The sequence below is a fragment of the Hydrogenophaga sp. 70-12 genome, assembly GCF_001897365.1.
In the GTDB taxonomy this organism is placed as follows: domain Bacteria; phylum Pseudomonadota; class Gammaproteobacteria; order Burkholderiales; family Burkholderiaceae_C; genus Hydrogenophaga; species Hydrogenophaga borbori.
In genome coordinates, this window is the sequence record NZ_MKSS01000103.1 from 1 (window position 1) to 16690 (window position 16690).

The 16690-nt window shown below is 72.6% G+C and carries 12 protein-coding genes; 3 read left to right on the forward strand and 9 right to left on the reverse strand.

Annotated elements, in window-relative coordinates:
- Together BGO22_RS06570 and BGO22_RS06575 are read left to right on the forward strand one after the other, a co-directional pair.
- A partial coding sequence (locus BGO22_RS06570; protein ID WP_286849697.1) for a methyl-accepting chemotaxis protein occupies window positions 1-1218 on the forward strand: 1218 nt, incomplete at its 5' end.
- A gap of 8 nt (window positions 1219-1226) precedes the next feature.
- Window positions 1227-4934, forward strand: coding sequence for a CHASE domain-containing protein (locus BGO22_RS06575; RefSeq protein WP_286849698.1), 3708 nt, complete (start codon window positions 1227-1229; stop codon window positions 4932-4934).
- Window positions 4935-4952: 18 nt separating this feature from the next.
- Here BGO22_RS06575 and BGO22_RS06580 read toward each other — a convergent pair whose 3' ends face one another.
- The 9 genes from BGO22_RS06580 to BGO22_RS06620 all read right to left on the reverse strand — a co-directional run bounded on the left by BGO22_RS06580 (window position 4953) and on the right by BGO22_RS06620 (window position 16064).
- Window positions 4953-6974, reverse strand: a complete 2022-nt coding sequence (locus BGO22_RS06580; RefSeq protein ID WP_286849700.1) for a hybrid sensor histidine kinase/response regulator — start codon at window positions 6972-6974, stop codon at window positions 4953-4955.
- Between the two features lie 103 nt (window positions 6975-7077).
- Complete coding sequence (locus BGO22_RS06585) at window positions 7078-8757, reverse strand: SulP family inorganic anion transporter (protein ID WP_286849701.1); 1680 nt, start codon at window positions 8755-8757, stop codon at window positions 7078-7080.
- 87 nt (window positions 8758-8844) lie between these two features.
- Complete coding sequence (locus tag BGO22_RS06590) at window positions 8845-10290, reverse strand: NAD-dependent succinate-semialdehyde dehydrogenase (protein WP_286849703.1); 1446 nt, start codon at window positions 10288-10290, stop codon at window positions 8845-8847.
- Complete coding sequence (locus BGO22_RS06595; protein ID WP_070399375.1) at window positions 10287-11045, reverse strand: SDR family oxidoreductase; 759 nt, start codon at window positions 11043-11045, stop codon at window positions 10287-10289. The genes BGO22_RS06590 and BGO22_RS06595 overlap by 4 nt, the downstream gene beginning before the upstream one ends.
- A gap of 9 nt (window positions 11046-11054) precedes the next feature.
- Window positions 11055-12011, reverse strand: a complete 957-nt coding sequence (locus tag BGO22_RS06600) for a PDR/VanB family oxidoreductase (protein WP_286849705.1) — start codon at window positions 12009-12011, stop codon at window positions 11055-11057.
- Window positions 12008-13048: an aromatic ring-hydroxylating dioxygenase subunit alpha gene (locus tag BGO22_RS06605; protein WP_070399377.1), complete on the reverse strand. Its 1041-nt coding sequence runs from the start codon at window positions 13046-13048 to the stop codon at window positions 12008-12010. The genes BGO22_RS06600 and BGO22_RS06605 overlap by 4 nt, the downstream gene beginning before the upstream one ends.
- A gap of 19 nt (window positions 13049-13067) precedes the next feature.
- A complete protein-coding gene (locus BGO22_RS06610) occupies window positions 13068-14588 on the reverse strand; it encodes a tripartite tricarboxylate transporter permease (RefSeq protein WP_070399378.1) in 1521 nt (506 codons plus the stop codon).
- Window positions 14585-15085: a tripartite tricarboxylate transporter TctB family protein gene (locus tag BGO22_RS06615; protein ID WP_286849707.1), complete on the reverse strand. Its 501-nt coding sequence runs from the start codon at window positions 15083-15085 to the stop codon at window positions 14585-14587. The genes BGO22_RS06610 and BGO22_RS06615 overlap by 4 nt, the downstream gene beginning before the upstream one ends.
- A gap of 7 nt (window positions 15086-15092) precedes the next feature.
- Window positions 15093-16064, reverse strand: a complete 972-nt coding sequence (locus BGO22_RS06620; RefSeq protein ID WP_286849709.1) for a Bug family tripartite tricarboxylate transporter substrate binding protein — start codon at window positions 16062-16064, stop codon at window positions 15093-15095.
- Between the two features lie 126 nt (window positions 16065-16190).
- Between BGO22_RS06620 and BGO22_RS06625 the strand changes: the two genes are divergently transcribed.
- Window positions 16191-16690, forward strand: a 500-nt coding sequence (locus tag BGO22_RS06625; protein ID WP_286849710.1) for a LysR family transcriptional regulator, incomplete at its 3' end; no start/stop codon positions are given.

A 16690-nucleotide genomic window follows, 5' to 3' on the forward strand; every position in this document is an offset into this window, starting at 1 on the left:
GGCTACATGTCGGTGCGCACCAAGCCCACGCGCGAACAGGTGCAGGCGGCCGAGGCGCTGTACGCCCGCATGCGCGAGGAAGCGGCGGTCGGCCGCGCGGTGCACGTGCTGTCGGCCGGCGAGGTGCGGCGCCGCGCGCCGCTGGCGCGCCTGGGCCGCGCCGCGGGCTGGGTGTTCGCGCAGCGCACGCTGTTGTCGCTGCTGGCCATGGGCGCCGCCGGCGCGCTGCTGGGCGCCTACCTGCCCAGCCACGCCGCCGCCATCGGGCTCACCAGCGTGGCCGCGCTGCTGGCGGGTGCCTGGCTGCAGCGCCAGGGCGACCGGCCGCTGGGCCGCATCCTGCAGTCGGCCAACCGGCTCGCCGCCGGCGACCTGGCCACGCGCAGCGCCGACGCCGCCGGCGGCCTGATCGGGCGCATCCACCGCGGCCTGTCGCAGCTCAACGTGAACCTGCAGGCCGTGGTGAGCGACGTGCGCACCCAGGTCGAGGGCATGCACCACGCCACGCGCGAGATCAGCGCGGGCAGCGCCGACCTGAGCGCTCGCACCGAGGCCCAGGCCGGCAACCTGCAGCAGACCGCGGCCTCGCTGGAGCAGATAACGGCCACCATCCGGGCCAACGCCGAGTCCTCGGGCCGCGCGGCCGAGCTCGCGCGCCAGGCGCGCGGCCAGGCCGAGCGCAGCGGCAAAGCCATCGAATCGGTGGCGCGGCGCATGGCCGACATCCAGGCCGCCAGCGAGCGCATCACCGAGATCGTCGGCGTGATCGACGGCATTTCCTTTCAGACCAACCTGCTCGCGCTCAACGCGGCGGTGGAGGCCGCGCGCGCCGGCGAGCACGGCCGCGGCTTCGCCGTGGTGGCCGGCGAGGTGCGCTCGCTGGCGGCGCGCGCGCGCGATTCGGCCAAGGAGATCAAGGCGCTGATCCAGGCCTCGCAGGAGCAGGTGGAGGCCGGCGCGCGCCTGGTGGGCGAGACGCGCGCCACCGTGCAGGAGAGCGCCGGCAGCATCGGCCGCGTGAGCGAACTGGTGGCCGAGATCAGCGCCGGCTCCAACGAACAATCCCAAGGCGTGGCGCAGGTCAATGCGGCCGTGGCCCAGCTCGACAGCCTGACGCAGCAGAATGCGGCCATGGTCGAACAACTTTCCGCATCGGCCGCCTCGCTGGCGGCGCAGGCCGGCACCGTCACGGAGACGGTGCGCGTCTTCAAGCTCTGATGGCGGCGATGGGGCTTGCCAGCGGCGGCCGTTCCTGGCCCTGGGTGGCCATCACGCTGCTGTGCGGGGCCCTGCTCACGGCCGTGGCGGTGCTCCACCGCGAACGCGCCAACGACGCCTACGTGCGCGCGCGCTTCGAGGCGCAGTCGCGCGAGGTGGCCGACGACATCACCCACCGGCTCTCGCTCATCCAGTACGGCCTGCAGGCGACGCGCGGCGTGGCCCAGCAGGCGGGCGAGCATGGCCTGACGGTGGACGACTTTCGCGCCTACATGCGCTCGCGCGACCTCGAGCACGAATTCCCCGGCGTGCGCGGCTTTGGCTTCATGCGCCGCCTGCCGCCCGGCGGCGAGGACGACTACCGCCGCCTGCGCCAGCGCCTGGGCGTGGCGGACGCGCCGATCCGCGGCCAGGGCCCGAACGGGGGCGAGCGCATCGTGGTCGAGTTGGTGGAGCCCCTGGCGCTCAACCACCAGGCGGTCGGCCTGGACATCGCCGCGGAGCCGTTTCGCCGCGAGATGGCCGCGCAGGCCGTGCGGCGCAACCGCCCGTTCATGTCGCGCCCGACGACGCTGGTCCAGGCGCCAGGAGCGCGCGCCTTCGTCGTGATGCTGCCGGTGTTTCGCCGGGGCATGCCGATCGACAGCCCGCAGGAGCGCGACGCCGCGGCCTATGGCTGGGTCTATGCGCCGATCGTGCTCGATGACCTGATCGCCGGACTGCCGCTGCGCGAGCAACTGATCTCGCTCACGCTGACCGACATCACCGAGCCCGAACTGGCCGAGCCTTTCTTCAGCACGGCGGCGCTGGGCGAGGCGCCATCGGCCGGCGCGCTCTCGCAGGCCCTGCTGCGCGTGCCCTTCGGTCGCTCCTGGGCGATCCACACCGAGGCCCGGCCCTCGTTCGCTTCGCAGTTCGACCTGCCGTCGCCGCGCGGCGTGGCCTGGACGGGCGCGCTTGGCACGGTGCTGCTGGCGGCGCTGCACGCGCTCTGGCTGAACCTGCGCCGCCGCCACCGCCAGACGGCCGAGCTCAACGCCCGCCTCGAAGACCGCGTCGCCGAGCGCACGCGCTCGCTGGAAGACACCGAGCGCTTCCTGCGCACCGTGCTCGATGCCGTGCCGTCCATGATCAGCTACTGGGACCGCGACCAGATCAACCGCGCGGCCAACCGCGCCAACCTGCACTGGCGCCAGCCCGAGGGCGGCACGATGGTGGGCCTGCGCGTGAAGGACACCCTCGACGAGGCCACCTACGCCCGCCTGCAGCCGCGCATCGAAGCCGTGCTCGACGGCCGCCAGCAGACCTTCGAGGTCACCGTGCGCACGCCCGCCACCGGCGAGCCGCGCGAGCTGCGGCTGACCTACCTGCCCGACGCGCGCGACGGCAGGGTGCATGGCTGGTACGCCGTCGTCTACGACGTGACCGAGCGCAACCGCAACCGCCGCGAACTGGAGGCCGCGCTCACGCTGCAGGCCACCGAGCGCCTGCGGCTGCAGAGCATCCTGCGGGGCACCAACGCCGGCACCTGGGAATGGAACATGCTGACCGGCGATGCGCGCTTCAACGAGCGCTGGGCCGAGATGCTGGGCCACGACTACGACGTGCTGAGGCCCAGCCACGTGCGGGCCTGGCGGGACCATGTCCACCCCGAGGACCTGACGCTGGCGCGCGAGCGCCTGCGCCGGCACATCGACGGCGAGCTGCCGTTCTACGAATGCGAGGTGCGCATGCGCCACGCCGACGGGCACTGGGTCTGGGTGCTCGACCGCGGCCAGGTGCAGACGCGCAACGAGGACGGCGCCCCCGAGTGGATGTACGGCACCTCGCAGGACATCAGCGAGAGCAAGGCCATCGAGCAGAGCCTGCGCGAGGCCACGCGCGCGGCCGAGGCGGCCAGCCAGAGCAAGAGCGCCTTCCTCGCCAACATGAGCCACGAAATCCGCACACCGCTCAATGCCGTGTTGGGCGTGGCCCACCTGCTGGGCGACACGCCGCTCGACGCTTCGCAGCGCGCCCTGCTCGACAGCGCGCAGACCGCGGGCCGCGCGCTGCTGGGCATCGTCAACGACGTGCTCGACCTGGCCAAGATCGAGGCCGGCGAAATGCGCCTGGCCGACGAGGCCTTCGCCCTGGGTGGCCTGCTGCGCGAGGTGGAATCGGTCTACGCGCTGCCGGCGCGCGACAAGGGCCTGTCGCTGTCGCTGTACCTGCCCGATGACGTGCCGGCCTACGTGATGGGCGACGCCGCGCGGCTGCGCCAGGTGCTGGTCAACCTGGTGGGCAACGCGCTCAAGTTCACCCAGCAGGGCGGTGTCGTCATCAGCGCCGAGGTGCTGCGCGGCGGCGAAGGCCCGCAGCTGCGCCTGAGCGTGCGCGACAGCGGCATCGGCATCCCGCCCGAGGTGCAGGCACGGCTGTTCCAGCCCTTCACCCAGGCCGACGAAACCACCACGCGGCGCTTCGGCGGAACCGGCCTGGGCCTGTCCATCGTGCGCCGGCTGGTCGCGCTCATGGGTGGGGACGTGGGCCTGAACAGCGAGCCCGGCCGGGGCAGCGAGTTCTGGCTGCGCGTGGCGCTGCGCCCGGCCAAGGCCTCGGACCTGCCGCGGCCCGCGCCGCCCCCCGCGGCCAGCGACTCGAACGGCCTGGCGGGCCTGGCCGTGCTGCTGGTGGATGACAGCGAGATCAACCTGGACATCGCGCGGCGCATGCTGGAGCGCCAGGGCGCGCGCGTGCAGACCTGCGGCGACGGCGAACAGGCCCTGGGCTGGCTGCGCGCCTCGCCCGCCGCCTTCGACGTGGTGCTGATGGACGTGCAGATGCCCGTGATGGATGGCCTGGAGGCCACCAACCGCATCCGCAACGAGCTGCGCCTGGTGGATCTGCCGGTGATCGCACTGACGGCCGGCGCGCTGGCCGACGAGCGCCGCCGCGCGCTGCAGGCGGGCTTCAGCAACTTCCTGGCCAAGCCGATCGACCCCGAGGAACTGATCGAGGCGGTGCGCCGCGCCGCCTCGGCGCGCGGGGCCTCGACGGCGCATGCGCCGGCGGCGGTGCCGCGACCGGCGCCCGTGGCGCCCGGCCCCGTGACGCCCCGAGCACCCGCCGGGGACTGGCCGGCGATCGAGGGCATTGATGCCGCGGCCGCGCGGCGCCAGCTCGGCGGCGATCTGTCGCTGTTCCAGCGCCTGCTCGCGCGCCTGCTGGCCGAACACGGCGACTGGGCGGCGCTGCCGCCCGGGGCCGCCGACCGATGGGACGGCGAAGCGCGCATGGCCTGGCGGGCCCGGGCCCACCGCCTGCGCGGCAGCGCGGGCGTGCTGGGTGCGTTGGCCCTGTCTCGCGCAGCGACCGCCTTGGAGACCGCACTGGAGCCGGGCGGCGAGCCCGCGCCCGCCGGCGCGGCACTGGCGGCCGTGCACGCCGCGTTCGACGCGCTGCGGGTGGCCGTGCCGGCCGAGGCCACGCGCCCGCGACCGGTGCCTTTGGCGACGCCCGGCCCCGATCCGGACGCACCGGCGCTGGCCGCGCAGCTTGAGCGGCTGGCCGAGCAACTGGCGACGCAGGACCTGGACGGTGTCGAGACCTTCGAGGCCTGCCGCGCCGCGCTGGAGGTTCACTTCGGCGCCGAGCGCGTGGCCGCCCTGGCCGCGGCCATCGACGGCCTGGATTTCGCCACCGCGCGGCGCCTGCTCGACGGCACCTCGGCCTGACGGGCCCGTCCGGCGCGCTCAGCCCGGCGTGCAGGGCTGGCGCAGGCGCTGCACCAGCCGGTCGATGGCCTCCAGCAGGTCCTCGCCGGTGTTGGGCTTGTCGATCAGCTCGGTGATGCCGGCGGCCGCGGCGTCGCGGCGCAGCTCGGTGCTGAGGTAGCCCGAGGTGATGGCCATCGCCGCGCCGGGCTGGTGCTCGCGCAGCGCGCGCACCAGCTCCACGCCGTTCATGCCGGGCATGGAGTGGTCCAGGATCGCCAGCTCGTAGTCCACCTCGCCATTGCCCACCGCGCGCAGGGCCTCGATCGGGCTGGTGAAGACGCGTGGCTCGTGCCCCGCGCGGCGCAGCAGGCGCTGCATGAGGTCGGCGATGAGTTCGTCGTCGTCGACGTAGAGGATGCGCGCGCCGCGCACGGCCGGCGTGGCGCGGTGGGCCTCGGGCGCCGCCGCCGGTTCGCCGCCGTCCACGGGCGCGGCCGCCGCGCGGAAGTACAGGTCGAACCGCGTGCCCTCACCCGGGCGGCTGCGCACCTGCACCACGGCCTGGTGGTCGCGCAGGATGCCATGCACCACCGCCAGGCCCAGGCCCGTGCCCTCGCCCGGCGGCTTGGTGGTGAAGAAGGGCTCGAACAGGTGGGCCAGGGTGGCCTCGTCCATGCCCATGCCGTTGTCGCGCACGCTCAGGCGCACGCCGAGCGCGGGCCAGTCCTGCGTGGGGCCCTGGGCCAGCACGCCGGTCACCGGCAGGGGCGGCGGGCCGGCGTGCGGCTGCAGTTCGATCTCCAGCCGCCCGCGCGAGCGCTCGGGCATGGCCTGCCAGGCGTTGGTGCAGAGGTTGAGCAGCACCTGCTGCAGTTGCGTCGGGTCGGCCAGCACCGGGGGGGTGTCGGGGTCGCAGCGCACGCTCAGCTCCACGCCCTTGGGGATGGTGGCGCGCAGCAGGCGCACCGATTCGTCCACCACCGGTTGCAGCGGCATCACGCGCCGCTGCAGCGCCTGGCGGCGGCTGAAGGCCAGGATGCGGCGCACCAGGTCCTTGGCGCGCGCGCCGGCCTTGAGGATTTCGCCCACGCTTTCGGCCACGGCGGGCGCTTCGTGGGCGTCGTCGAGCGCCAGGCGCGCGTTGCCCAGGATGGCCGCGAGGATGTTGTTGAAGTCGTGCGCCACGCCGCCGGCCAGCGTGCCCAGCGCCTCCAGCTTCTGCGACTCGCGCAGCTGGGCCTCCAGCGCGAGGCGCTGGTCCTCGGCCCGGCGGCGCTCGGTGAGGTCGAAGTCGATGCAGAAGATCTCGACGCCGCGCTCGGGGTGCTCGGTGATGATCTCGCTGCATTGCACCTCCACCGCGGCGCCGTCCTTGCGCAGCAGCCAGTGCACGCCGGTGTTGAGCGTGGCGCGCCCGTCCAGCGTGCGCTGGTGGTTGCGGTCGAAGCTGCCGCGCAGCTCGGGCGGGATCACCAACTCCAGCATGCTGCGGCCGATGGCCTCGTCGGCGCGGTAACCGTAGACGTGCTCGGAGCCCTTGTTCCAGTAGCGCACGATCATATCGGGCCCATAGGCCTGCACGGCGATGTTGGGGATGCTGTCGAAGATGCGGCGGAAGCGGTCGTCGCTGGCCAGGTCGAGCGAGCGCGCCCGCACGCTGTCGGTCACATCGCTCACCAGCACGGTCCAGTGCACGCGGCCGTCGGGCTGGGGGCGCGGTTTGCCCATGGCACGCAGCCACTTCTGGCGGCCCCGCGCGTCGACGATGCGCCACTCGTGCGCCCAGGGCGTGCCGCGCCGCGTGGCCTCTCGGAAGCCGCTGCGCAGCAGGCGGCGCTGCTCGCGCGGCGCCATGAGCCAGATCACCGCCTCGTGGGCCAGGATGGTGGCGGCGTCCACGCCCCAGAGCTCGGTGCAGCCTTCGCTGATGTACACCAGCGATCCCTGGCCCCGGGCGTCGAAGTCGTAGCGCATCAGGGCGCCCTGCACGAGCAGGGCGAACGCGTCGAGTTGCGCGAACTCGTCAGGCGTCTCCTGGGAACCGGAACTGAGGTTCAACCGTTTCTCCGCGCGGGCGTGAACACCGGGCTGTTGGGGAATGTACGACCAACAGCCTTTTCGGCGCGACCGCGCCGGTCTTGAGCCGACCGACAGGGTGGCGTCAGTTCCCGGGGGCGGCTTCGGGTTCGGCGGTGGCGCCCTGCGCGATGGCCTGCAGCGCCTCCGCCTCGGTGCGGTACAGGTGCAGGCGCTCGTTCTCGTACAGGTGCCCGGCGGTGCGCAGCACGCGCTCCACCGGCAGCTTCACGCCCACCAGGTGCAGGTGCACGCGCTGGTCGTCGAGGCGCTCGCGCAGGCGGCCGAAGGCCTCGGCACCGGTGGCGTCGATCCAGTTGATGGGGTGCGCCACCAGCATCACGTGCGTGGTGTCGGGCTGCTGCTGCAGGTGGTCGGCCACGGCGCGCTCCAGGGCGCTGGCGGTGGCGAAGTCCAGCGCCGCGTCCATGCGCAGCGCGCACAGGTGCGGGGCCAGCGGCGGCAGCTGCCACAGGTGGCGGTCGCGCAGGCTGCCGTCGGGGTGCAGGCCCACCTCGATGATGCGCGGGTGCAGGCGCAGGTAGAGGAACAGCGTCAGCGCCATCACCACGCCGGCCAGAACGCCCCAGTACAGGCGCGGCGCGGCCAGCAGCGTGATGGCGAAGGTGGCGCCGGCGATCAGCGCTTCCACGCGCGACAGGCGCCACAGGAGCACGAAGGCGCGCGGCTTGATCAGGCCCCACACCGGCAGCACCACGATGGCCGCCAGCACCGCCAGCGGCACATGGTGCAGCAGCGGCATGGCCAGCAGCAGCGCCAGCAGCACCACCGCCACCGAGAACACCGTGGCCCAGGCGGTTTGCGCGCCCGCGTACAGGTTAAGCGCCGAGCGCGAGAACGAGGAGCTGGTGGGCATGGCGCCGGTGAGGCCCGAGGCCAGCTTGGCCAGGCCCTGGCCGATGAGGTCCTGGTCCTGGTCCCAGCGCGCGCCGCGCTGGCCGCTGTCCACCTTGGCGCTGCTGGCCGTCTCCAGGAAGCTCACCAGCGTGATCATGAGCGTGGGCAGCACCAGCGCGCCCAGGGTCTCCCAGCCCGGCCAGCCGGGCAGGAAGAGCGCGGGCAGGCCCTGCGGCAGCGTGCCGATGACCGGGCCGCCCTGGGCCTCAAAGCCCAGCAGCCGGCTCAGGCCCGCGCTGACCAGCACCAGCACCAGCACCGAGGGAAAGCCTGGGCGCAGCCGGCGCGCGCCCACCAGCAGCGCCAGCGCGCCCAGGCCGAAGGCGAAGGCCTGCAGGTGCCAGCCGCGGCCCGCGAGCAGGGCGCCCATGTTGTCGAAGCCGGTGAGCGCGGGCAGCTGCGAGGCGATGATCAGCACCGCCGCCGCCTGGGTGAAGGCCATGAGCACCGGCGAGTTCACCAGGTTGAGCAGCCAGCCGTAGCGCACCAGCCCCAGCAGCACCTGCAGGACGCCCGACAGCAGGGCCAGCCACACCGCGAGCTGCACCCATTCGGCGCTGCCCGGCGTGGCCAGCGGCGCGAGCGAGGAGCCCACCAGCAGACAGGTGAGCGCCGTGGGGCCCACCGACAGCCGCGGCGAGGCCGAGAACAGCACCGCGATGAGCGCCGGCAGCAGCGCGGCGTAGATGCCCGTGACCAGCGGCATGCCGGCCAGCGCGGCGTAGGCCACGCCCTGCGGCACCACCATCAGGCCGACGGTGAGGCCGGCGAGCGCCTCGTTGCGAAGCAGCGCGCCGTCGGGGCGGGGCCACTGCAGGAAGGGCAGGAAACGGTGCAAGCGCGGCATGGGGCGGTCGGTCGACGGGAACGGGAAGCCGGAGCCGGCGATTATCGACGGCGGGACCGCGCGGCCCTCCGCCGCGCCCGGCGGACCTCAGGCCACGAAGTGCGTGAAGCGCGTGTCCAGGTAGGCCTCCATGCCTTCGATGCCCGATTCGCTGCCGTGGCCGCTGTCCTTCACGCCGCCGAACGGCGCCTCGGGCACGGACACGCCCAGACCGTTGATCGCCAGGCTGCCCACCTCCAGCCGCTCCGACACCTTCAGGATGGCCTTGGCGCTGTCGGTGAACAGGTAGCCGGCGAGGCCGTAGGCGTTGTCGTTGGCTCGGGCGATGGCTTCGTCGAGCTGGTCGAAGGGCGCCACGCAGGCCACCGGGCCGAAGGGCTCGTCCTGCATGGCCGGCGCGTCCTGCGGCGCATCGGCCAGCAGCGTGGGCGCGACGAAGCAGCCGACCGCCGGCGCCTCGCCCGCGAGGCGGCGCGCACCGCGCTGCACGCTGCGCTCGATCAGGTCAAGCACGGCCGCGCGGCGGCGCTGGTTGGCCAGCGGCCCCATCTGCGTGCCGGGCGCCAGGCCCGGGCCCAGCACCAGGGCGCGGCTGGCCTGCGCGAAGGCGTCGATGAAATCGACGTAGAGCCTGCGCGCCACGTAGAAGCGTGTGGGCGCCAGGCAGGCCTGGCCGGCGTTGCGGAACTTGTGCGCCACCATCAGCGGCACCGTGCGCGCGAGGTCCGCGTCCTCGCAGACGATGACCGGCGCGTGACCACCCAGCTCCAGGGTGATGCGCTTGAGGTGGCGGCCCGCGAGCTGCGCCAGGTGGCGGCCCACGGGCACCGAGCCGGTGAAGCTCAGCTTGCGGATAACCGGCGAGGCGATCAGCGCCTCGGAGACCTCGGCGGGCACGCCATAAACCAGCTGCAGCGCGCCGGGCGGTAGCTCCTCGGCCAGGCAGGCCACCATGGCCGCCACGCTCGCTGGCGTCTCCTCGGCGCCCTTGAGGACGATGGAGCAGCCGGCCGCGAGCGCGCCGCCGAGCTTGCGCGCCGACAGCACCAGGGGGAAGTTCCAGGGCGAGAAGGCCGCGACCGGGCCCACCGGCTGCTTGAGCACCGTCATGCGGCTGTCGGGCTGGCGCGCGGGGACCACGCGGCCGTACACGCGCCGCGCTTCCTCGGCGTACCACTGGATGAGGTCGGCGGCCATCAGGCATTCGGCGCGCGCCTCGGCCAGCGGCTTGCCCTGCTCCAGCGTGAGCAGCGTGGCGATGTGTTCGCAGCGCTCGCGCATGCGCGCCACGCCGCGCGCCAGGCGTTCGCCGCGCTGGTGGGCCGGCACGCGGCGCCAGTGCTCGAAGCCCTCGGCGCTGGCCCGCAGGGCGTCCTGCAGGTCCTTCGCGCTGGCCAGCGCGAGTTCGTCGAGGGTCTGGCCATCGGCCGGGTTGACGATGGCCTGGCGGCGCTCGCCGCCGCCGCGGCGCCACGCGCCAGCGATCAGCAGCTCGGGGCAGCGGTAGACGTGCAGTTGTTGGGGAGCGCTCATATGTTGCGTCCCCCGTCCACGTCCAGGCAGACGCCGGTGAGGTAGGCGGCCTCGTCGGAGGCGAGGAAGGCCACGGCCGAGGCCACGTCGCCGGGGCGCGTGAAGCGGCCCAGGGGAATGCGCGCCAGGAAGCGCTCGCGGTTCTGCGGCGTGTCCTCGGCGCCCATGAAGTCGCCCAGCATCGCGGTCTCGCCGATCATGGGGTTGACCGCGTTGACGCGCACGCCCGAGCGCGCGAACTCAAGCGCCAGGCCCTTGGTGAGGTTGATCATGGCGGCCTTGCTGCCGCTGTACCAGGTGAGCCCGGGGCCGGGCCGCACGCCGGTGGTGGAGGCCACGTTGACGATGGTGCCACCGCCCTGCGACACGAAGCCCGGCAGCACCGCGTGGGCCGACCAGAACAGGCTCTTGAGGTTGACGCGGTAGACGCGGTCGAACTCTTCCTCGCTCACGTCCAAGGCGGGCTTGTTGCGGTGCGTGGTGCCGGCGTTGTTCACCATGATGTGCAGCCCGCCCAGGGTGTCGCGGGTGCGCGCCACCATGCCGCGAAAGGCCTGCTCGCTGGCGACGTCGCAGGCCGTGGCGCCGGCGCGGCCGCCTGCGGCGCGGATCTCCTCGGCCACCCGTTCGGCGCCGTCGAGGTTGAGGTCGGCGATCATCACGGCGGCGCCGCGCTGGCTGAGCAGGCGCGCGATGGACGCACCGAAGCCTGAAGCGCCACCCGTGACGATGGCGACTTTGTCGTTGAGTTGCATGGATTTCCTCTAGATGTCGAGCACCAGCCGGTCGCCGGCGCATCGCGAAACACAAACCAGCACCCGCCGCTGGGCCGCGCGTTCCTCGGTCGAGAGCACGCTGTCCAGGTGCAGGGCCTCGCCGTCGAGCAGCGGCGCCTCGCAGGTGCCGCACAGGCCCTCGCGACAGGCGAAGGGGTGCTCCACGCCCAGCCGCTCCAGCGCGTCGAGCACGCTTTCGTGCGGGGCCACCGTGGTCTGCAGCCCGCTGCGCGACAGCCGCAGGACGAAGCCGCGGCGCTCGCCGCCGTCCTCGGTTGCGCTGGCCTTGAAGCGCTCCATGCGCACCGAGCCCGCGGGCCAGTGCGCGCTGGCGCGCGCCAGCGCGTCGAGCATGGGCGCGGGGCCACAGGCGTAGAGGCCGTCCCAGCGCGCTTCGGCGAGCAGCGGCGCGGCGTCGATCGGTCCGCCCTGTTCGTCGTCGAAGTGGGTGCGCAGGCGCGCGCCCGCCAGGGCCTTGAGTTCGTCGTGGTAGGCCAGGCGCGAAGCGCTGCGCGCGCAAGCCAGCAGTTCCCAGTCCAGACCCTGCGCCGCGCAGTGCCGCGCCATGGCGACGATGGGCGTGACGCCGATGCCGCCGGCCACCAGCAGCACGCGGCGGTGCGCGGGGTCCATGGCGAACAGGTTGCGCGGGGCGCTCACGCGCAGCACCTGCCCGGTGCGCAGCTGGTCGTGGATCCACGAGGAGCCGCCACGGCTGTGGGCGTCGCGGCCCACGGCCACCAGATAGTGGGGCTGGCGCTCGGCGCCATCGGCGTTGACCAATGAGTACTGGCGCGTCAGTCCGTTGGGCAGCGCCAGGTCGATGTGCGCGCCCGGCGCCGCGCCGGGCAGGGCCGCGCCGCCGCGGTGGCTGAGCTCGATCGCGAGCACGTCGCGGGCGAGCGAGCGCACCGCGCTGACCACGACCTCGGTGCCGCCATTCATGCCTGCGCGCCCGCTTCGGCCTTGGCCAGGCGATCGATCAGCCAGCGCGCCTGGTTCAAGCCGGCGTCGGCGGCGATTGGAACCAGCGGCCGGTCCGGCGCCTGGCGCATGACCTTCTGCTGCGCCTCGATCATGGCGCGGTCTTCCTCGAAGGCCACCACCACGTCGCGGTAGATCTGCTCGGTCATGGCGTCGTTGTCGAGCTCGAAGTTGCGCGCCTGGCAGAACCAGTAGTGGCTGGTGTGCTCGGTCTCGGGGGTCTGGATCGAGGTGTGGCGGAACTGCAGGGCCTCGGGCACGCGCGTGCCCTGCGGCGCGCCGCTGCCCGCGGGCGCGGAGCCGGCGTCCATGCGCAGCACGGCCGGCGGCGTCCACTGGTAGATCTGCCAGCGGTCGACCTTGCCCTCGAACCGGGCCACGCGCTTGTGCAGGTTGGGCATCTCGTCGTCGAGGTACCAGCGCGTGATGGTGAGGCTTCCGTTGCCCGTGGTGTCGCGTTCGATGCGCGGCTTGAGATCGGCCGCGCTGCTGGTGCCCAGCGTGGTGGGGTGCACCCAGGCCAGGTGGGTGAAGTCCAGCAGGTTGTCCACGATCAGCCGGTAGTCGGCCTGGTAGTGGATGTAGCCCGGCTTCATGCGCCACTCGGGCGAGTCGTGCCAGAAACAGTCGACGATATCCTCGGCTTTGGCCAGGGCCGGATCGCCCATCCAGATCCACACCAGGCGGTTGCGCTCCACCACCGGGTAGCTGCGCACGCAGGTCTTGGGCGGGATCTGAGCCTGGCCCGGGATCTCGACGCAGGCGCCCGAGGGGTCGAACTTCAGCCCGTGGTACAGGCAGCGCACGCAGTCGCCTTCCTTGCGGCCCAGGTGCAGCGGGGCGGCGCGGTGGCAGCAGCGGTTCTCCAGGGCCACGGCGCGGCCCTGGCTGTCGCGGTACAGCAGCACGGGCTCGTTGAGCAGGGTGCGTTCGAACAGGCCCTCCGGGGGCACTTCGATGTCCCAGGCGGCGACGTACCAGGCGTTGCGGATGAACATGTCTCGCTCCAAAAACGTTTTACGAAGAGGCTTGCTGGCGCGCCTCGCGCGCCCGCCAGTGCAGCCGCAGGCCGCGCACCAGGGGCTGCAGCACGGCCAGCGCGCAGGCGGCCAGCAGCGCGGCGGCGATCGGGCGCATGAAGAAGATGGACCAGGACCCGGAGGAGACGCTGAGCGACTGGCGCAGCGTCGACTCCAGGATGTCGCCCAGCACCAGGCCCAGCACCAGCGGGATCACCGGCAGGCGGCCCAGGGCGCAGGCCCAGCCGAGCACGCCTGCGCCGAGCGCGACCCACACGCCGTACATGGAGCTGCTGGTGGAGTAGGCGCCGGTGAAGCACAGGGCCAGGATCGCCGCGCCCAGCCAGCGCGGGTCGAGCCGGCTGAGCCGCGCGAAAGGCCGCGCCAGCACCAGCAGCAGGAGCATGGTGGCGATGTTGATCGACACCAGCGCAGCGAAGATGCCATAGACCAGGTCGGGCTGGTCGGTGAACAGCGTGGGGCCCGGAACGATGCCGTGCACGATGAACACGCCCATGATGATGGCGGTGATGGCGTCGCCGGGGATGCCCAGGGTGAGCACGGTCAGCATGGCGCCGCCGCTGTTGGCGTTGTTGGCGGTCTCGGCGGCGACGATGCCCTCGGGGTTGCCCTGGCCGAAGCTCTCGGGCTGTTTCGCGGCGCGGCGCGCGGCGAAGTACGACATGGTGGTCGACAGCGCCGAGCCCACGCCGGGCAGGATGCCGATGGCCGTGCCGATGCCCAGCGAGCGCAGCAGGGTTCGCGGGTAGCGCAGCGGCTCCAGGAAATGCTCCAGCCGCGGCTTGCCGAAGGCGGCCATGGGCTCCGCCGTGCGCTCGCCGGGCGGGCTGGACAGCAGCACCAGGGCCTGCGCCACGCCGAACAGGCCGATCACCACCGGCACCAGGGGCAGGCCGGTTTGCAGCGCGGTGAGGCCGAAGGTGAAGCGCTGCTCGTTGGAGGTGGGGTCGATGCCGACCGTGCCGATCAGCAGGCCCAGGCCGATCATCATCACCGCGCCGGCGATCTGGCGCTCATAGGCGCGGGCGATGAAGATCATGGCCAGCAGCGCGGCCATGAAGTTCTCGGCCGCGCCGAAGCGGCTGGTGAACTGCGAGACCGGCGCGGCGACGAAGGCCAGCACCAGCGCGCTCACGATGCCACCGACGAAGGCCGAGGCGAAGGCCAGCGACAGCGCACGCTCGGCCTCGCCGCGCTCGGCCATGGGCGCGCCGTCGAACATGGTCATGATGGATGAGGCCTCGCCCGGCGTGCGGATCAGGATGGAGGTGACCGCGCCGCCGTAGTACGCGCCGACGTAGATGCCCAGCAACAGCGTGATGCCGGCCAGCGGGTTCATGCCATAGGTCAGCGGCAGCATCACCGCGATGGCCACGCCCGGGCCGATGCCGGGCAGCACGCCGATCACCACGCCGGTGAGGGCGCCCACGGCCACGGCCAGCAGCACGGCCGGGTGGGCCAGCCCCGCGAAGCCCATGAAGGGTTCGATCCAGCTCATGCCAGCCACCCTTTGATCCATGGTTCGATCCAGGGCTCGGGGAACCACACGTGGAACAGCTCGACGAAGACCAGCTGCAGCACCGTGGCCGCGATCACGGCGAACAGCGCCGAGGCGCGCCAGGGCAGGCCGGCGCCGCGGCAGGCGGCGAGCAGGAACAGCGCCACGCCCGGGGCGAAGCCCAGCAGCAGCACAGCGGGCACCAGCAGAACGAAGAACGCGAGCCCGGCCAGCGCCACGCCGAGGCGGCCTTCACCGGTCTCCACTTCCTCGTCGCCCAGGGCCGCGTCGCCGCGCTGGCGCAGGCGCAGCAGGTGGACCAGCGCGCCCAGCAGGATCAGCCCGGCCGCCAGCAGCGGAAAGGCGCCGGCGGATTCGTACCAGTGCGCGGCCAGCTCCGTGCCATTCACCAGCGCCGGCAGGTTCAGTGCGATGGCCCCGGCCATGAGGCCCAGGACCACCGAAAGGGATCGCGCCACGGCGCCCGGCAGACTCATCGCGCGCTCACTTCTTCACCAGACCCAGCGATTCCATGACCGGGCGCAGCCAGGCCGCGTCCTGCTGCATCAGCGCGCTGGTCTGCTCGGGCGAGAGGTGCTCGAACAGCGTGCCCGATCTGTCGGCGTAGGCCTTCACCAGCGGGTCCTGCAGCGCGGCGTCGAGCGCCGTGGCCAGCGTCTGGATGATCTCGGGCGGCGTGCCCTTGGGCGCAAACAGGCCGGTCCAGATCGACACGTCGAAGCCGTAGCCCAGCTCCTTGGCGATCGGCACGTCGGGGAAGGCGGGCAGGCGCTTGGGCGTCATGGCCACCAGCACGCGCGCGTTGCCGGCCTTGACCTGTCCCATGATGTTGATCGACTCGACCGTCACCACGTCGGCGTCGCCCGCGTTGAGCTGGGTGTAGCCCGGCGAGGGGTAGGAGACCAGCTTGGGCTTCCAGCCGTCGATGCCGGACATGCGCACCACGCTTTGCGTGGGCACGGCACCCGGACCGAAGTTGCCCAGGATCACTTCCTTGCCCTTGGCGTGCGCGGCCAGCTCCTTCATGGTCTTGAAGGGCGCGTCGGCCTTGGCGGCCACCACGAAGGGCAGCACGTTGTAGATGCCGATGGGCGCCATGTCGGTCATGGCGTAGGGTGCATTGCCGGCGATCACCTGCGAGACCGCCGGGCCGATGTTGATCGAGCCCAGGGTGTAGCCGTCGGGCGCGGCCTTCACGAACTCGGCGGTGCCGATGACCGCCTGGCCGCCCGGCTTGTTGATCACCTGCACCGGCACGCGCAGCTGCTTGCTCAGCGCCTGCGAGACGGTGCGCATGCCGACGTCGGCCGAGGTGCCGGCGGGCCAAGGCACCACCACCTCGATGGGCTTGCTGGGGTACTTGGCCTGCGCGTGCGCCAGGCCGGCGATGAGCAGGCCGGTGGCCGCGGCGAGAGTGGTGCGCAGCAGGAAGCGGCGCCGCTGGAGGAAGCTCATGTTGTCTCCTGTCGTTTGTGTGGGGAGAGGGTGGGAGCGATGCTAGGGAGGGTTCGTGATCGGCACCAAATCGCTTTTGCCGACCTATGATCCGCAAACCCGATCTCCGTAGAAACCCTGGACCTCATGAAACTGCAGACCCTGCAAGCGCTGATCGGCATCGAGGAGCTGGGCAGCATCCGCGCCGCCGCCACGCGCATGCACATGTCGCAGCCCGCGCTCACGGCGGCGATCCAGCAGCTCGAGGCGGAACTGCAGGCGCCCTTGCTGGCGCGCAGCAAGCAGGGGGTGAGCTTCACGCGCTTCGGCCAGGCCTTCATGCGGCACGCGCACCTGATCGTGTCGGAGAGCCAGCACGCGCAGGAGGAGATCGCGCAGATGCGCGGCCTGTGGGAGGGGCAGGTGCGCTTCTCCACCTCGCCGGCGATCGCGCTGGCGGTGCTGCCCCAGGCCCTGACCAGCTTCTCGGCCAAGTACCCCGGCGTGGTGCTGTCGGTGCGCGACGGCCTGTACCCCGGCGTCACGCCCGCGCTGCGCGAGGGCACGCTGGACTTCGCGATCACGCCCGCGCATCGGCAGGAGGTGCAGAGCGACATCGTGGCCGAGCCGCTCTACCAGAGCGACAT

What these genes read in the sequence shown, in the direction of transcription:
- BGO22_RS06575 (WP_286849698.1), top strand. Translation starts at nt 1,227, where the DNA reads ATGGGGCTTGCCAGCGGCGGCCGTTCCTGGCCCTGGGTGGCCATCACG.
- BGO22_RS06585 (WP_286849701.1), bottom strand. Translation starts at nt 8,757, where the DNA reads ATGCCGCGCTTGCACCGTTTCCTGCCCTTCCTGCAGTGGCCCCGCCCC.
- BGO22_RS06590 (WP_286849703.1), bottom strand. Translation starts at nt 10,290, where the DNA reads ATGAGCGCTCCCCAACAACTGCACGTCTACCGCTGCCCCGAGCTGCTG.
- BGO22_RS06595 (WP_070399375.1), bottom strand. Translation starts at nt 11,045, where the DNA reads ATGCAACTCAACGACAAAGTCGCCATCGTCACGGGTGGCGCTTCAGGC.
- BGO22_RS06600 (WP_286849705.1), bottom strand. Translation starts at nt 12,011, where the DNA reads ATGAATGGCGGCACCGAGGTCGTGGTCAGCGCGGTGCGCTCGCTCGCC.
- BGO22_RS06605 (WP_070399377.1), bottom strand. Translation starts at nt 13,048, where the DNA reads ATGTTCATCCGCAACGCCTGGTACGTCGCCGCCTGGGACATCGAAGTG.
- BGO22_RS06610 (WP_070399378.1), bottom strand. Translation starts at nt 14,588, where the DNA reads ATGAGCTGGATCGAACCCTTCATGGGCTTCGCGGGGCTGGCCCACCCG.
- BGO22_RS06615 (WP_286849707.1), bottom strand. Translation starts at nt 15,085, where the DNA reads ATGAGTCTGCCGGGCGCCGTGGCGCGATCCCTTTCGGTGGTCCTGGGC.
- BGO22_RS06620 (WP_286849709.1), bottom strand. Translation starts at nt 16,064, where the DNA reads ATGAGCTTCCTCCAGCGGCGCCGCTTCCTGCTGCGCACCACTCTCGCC.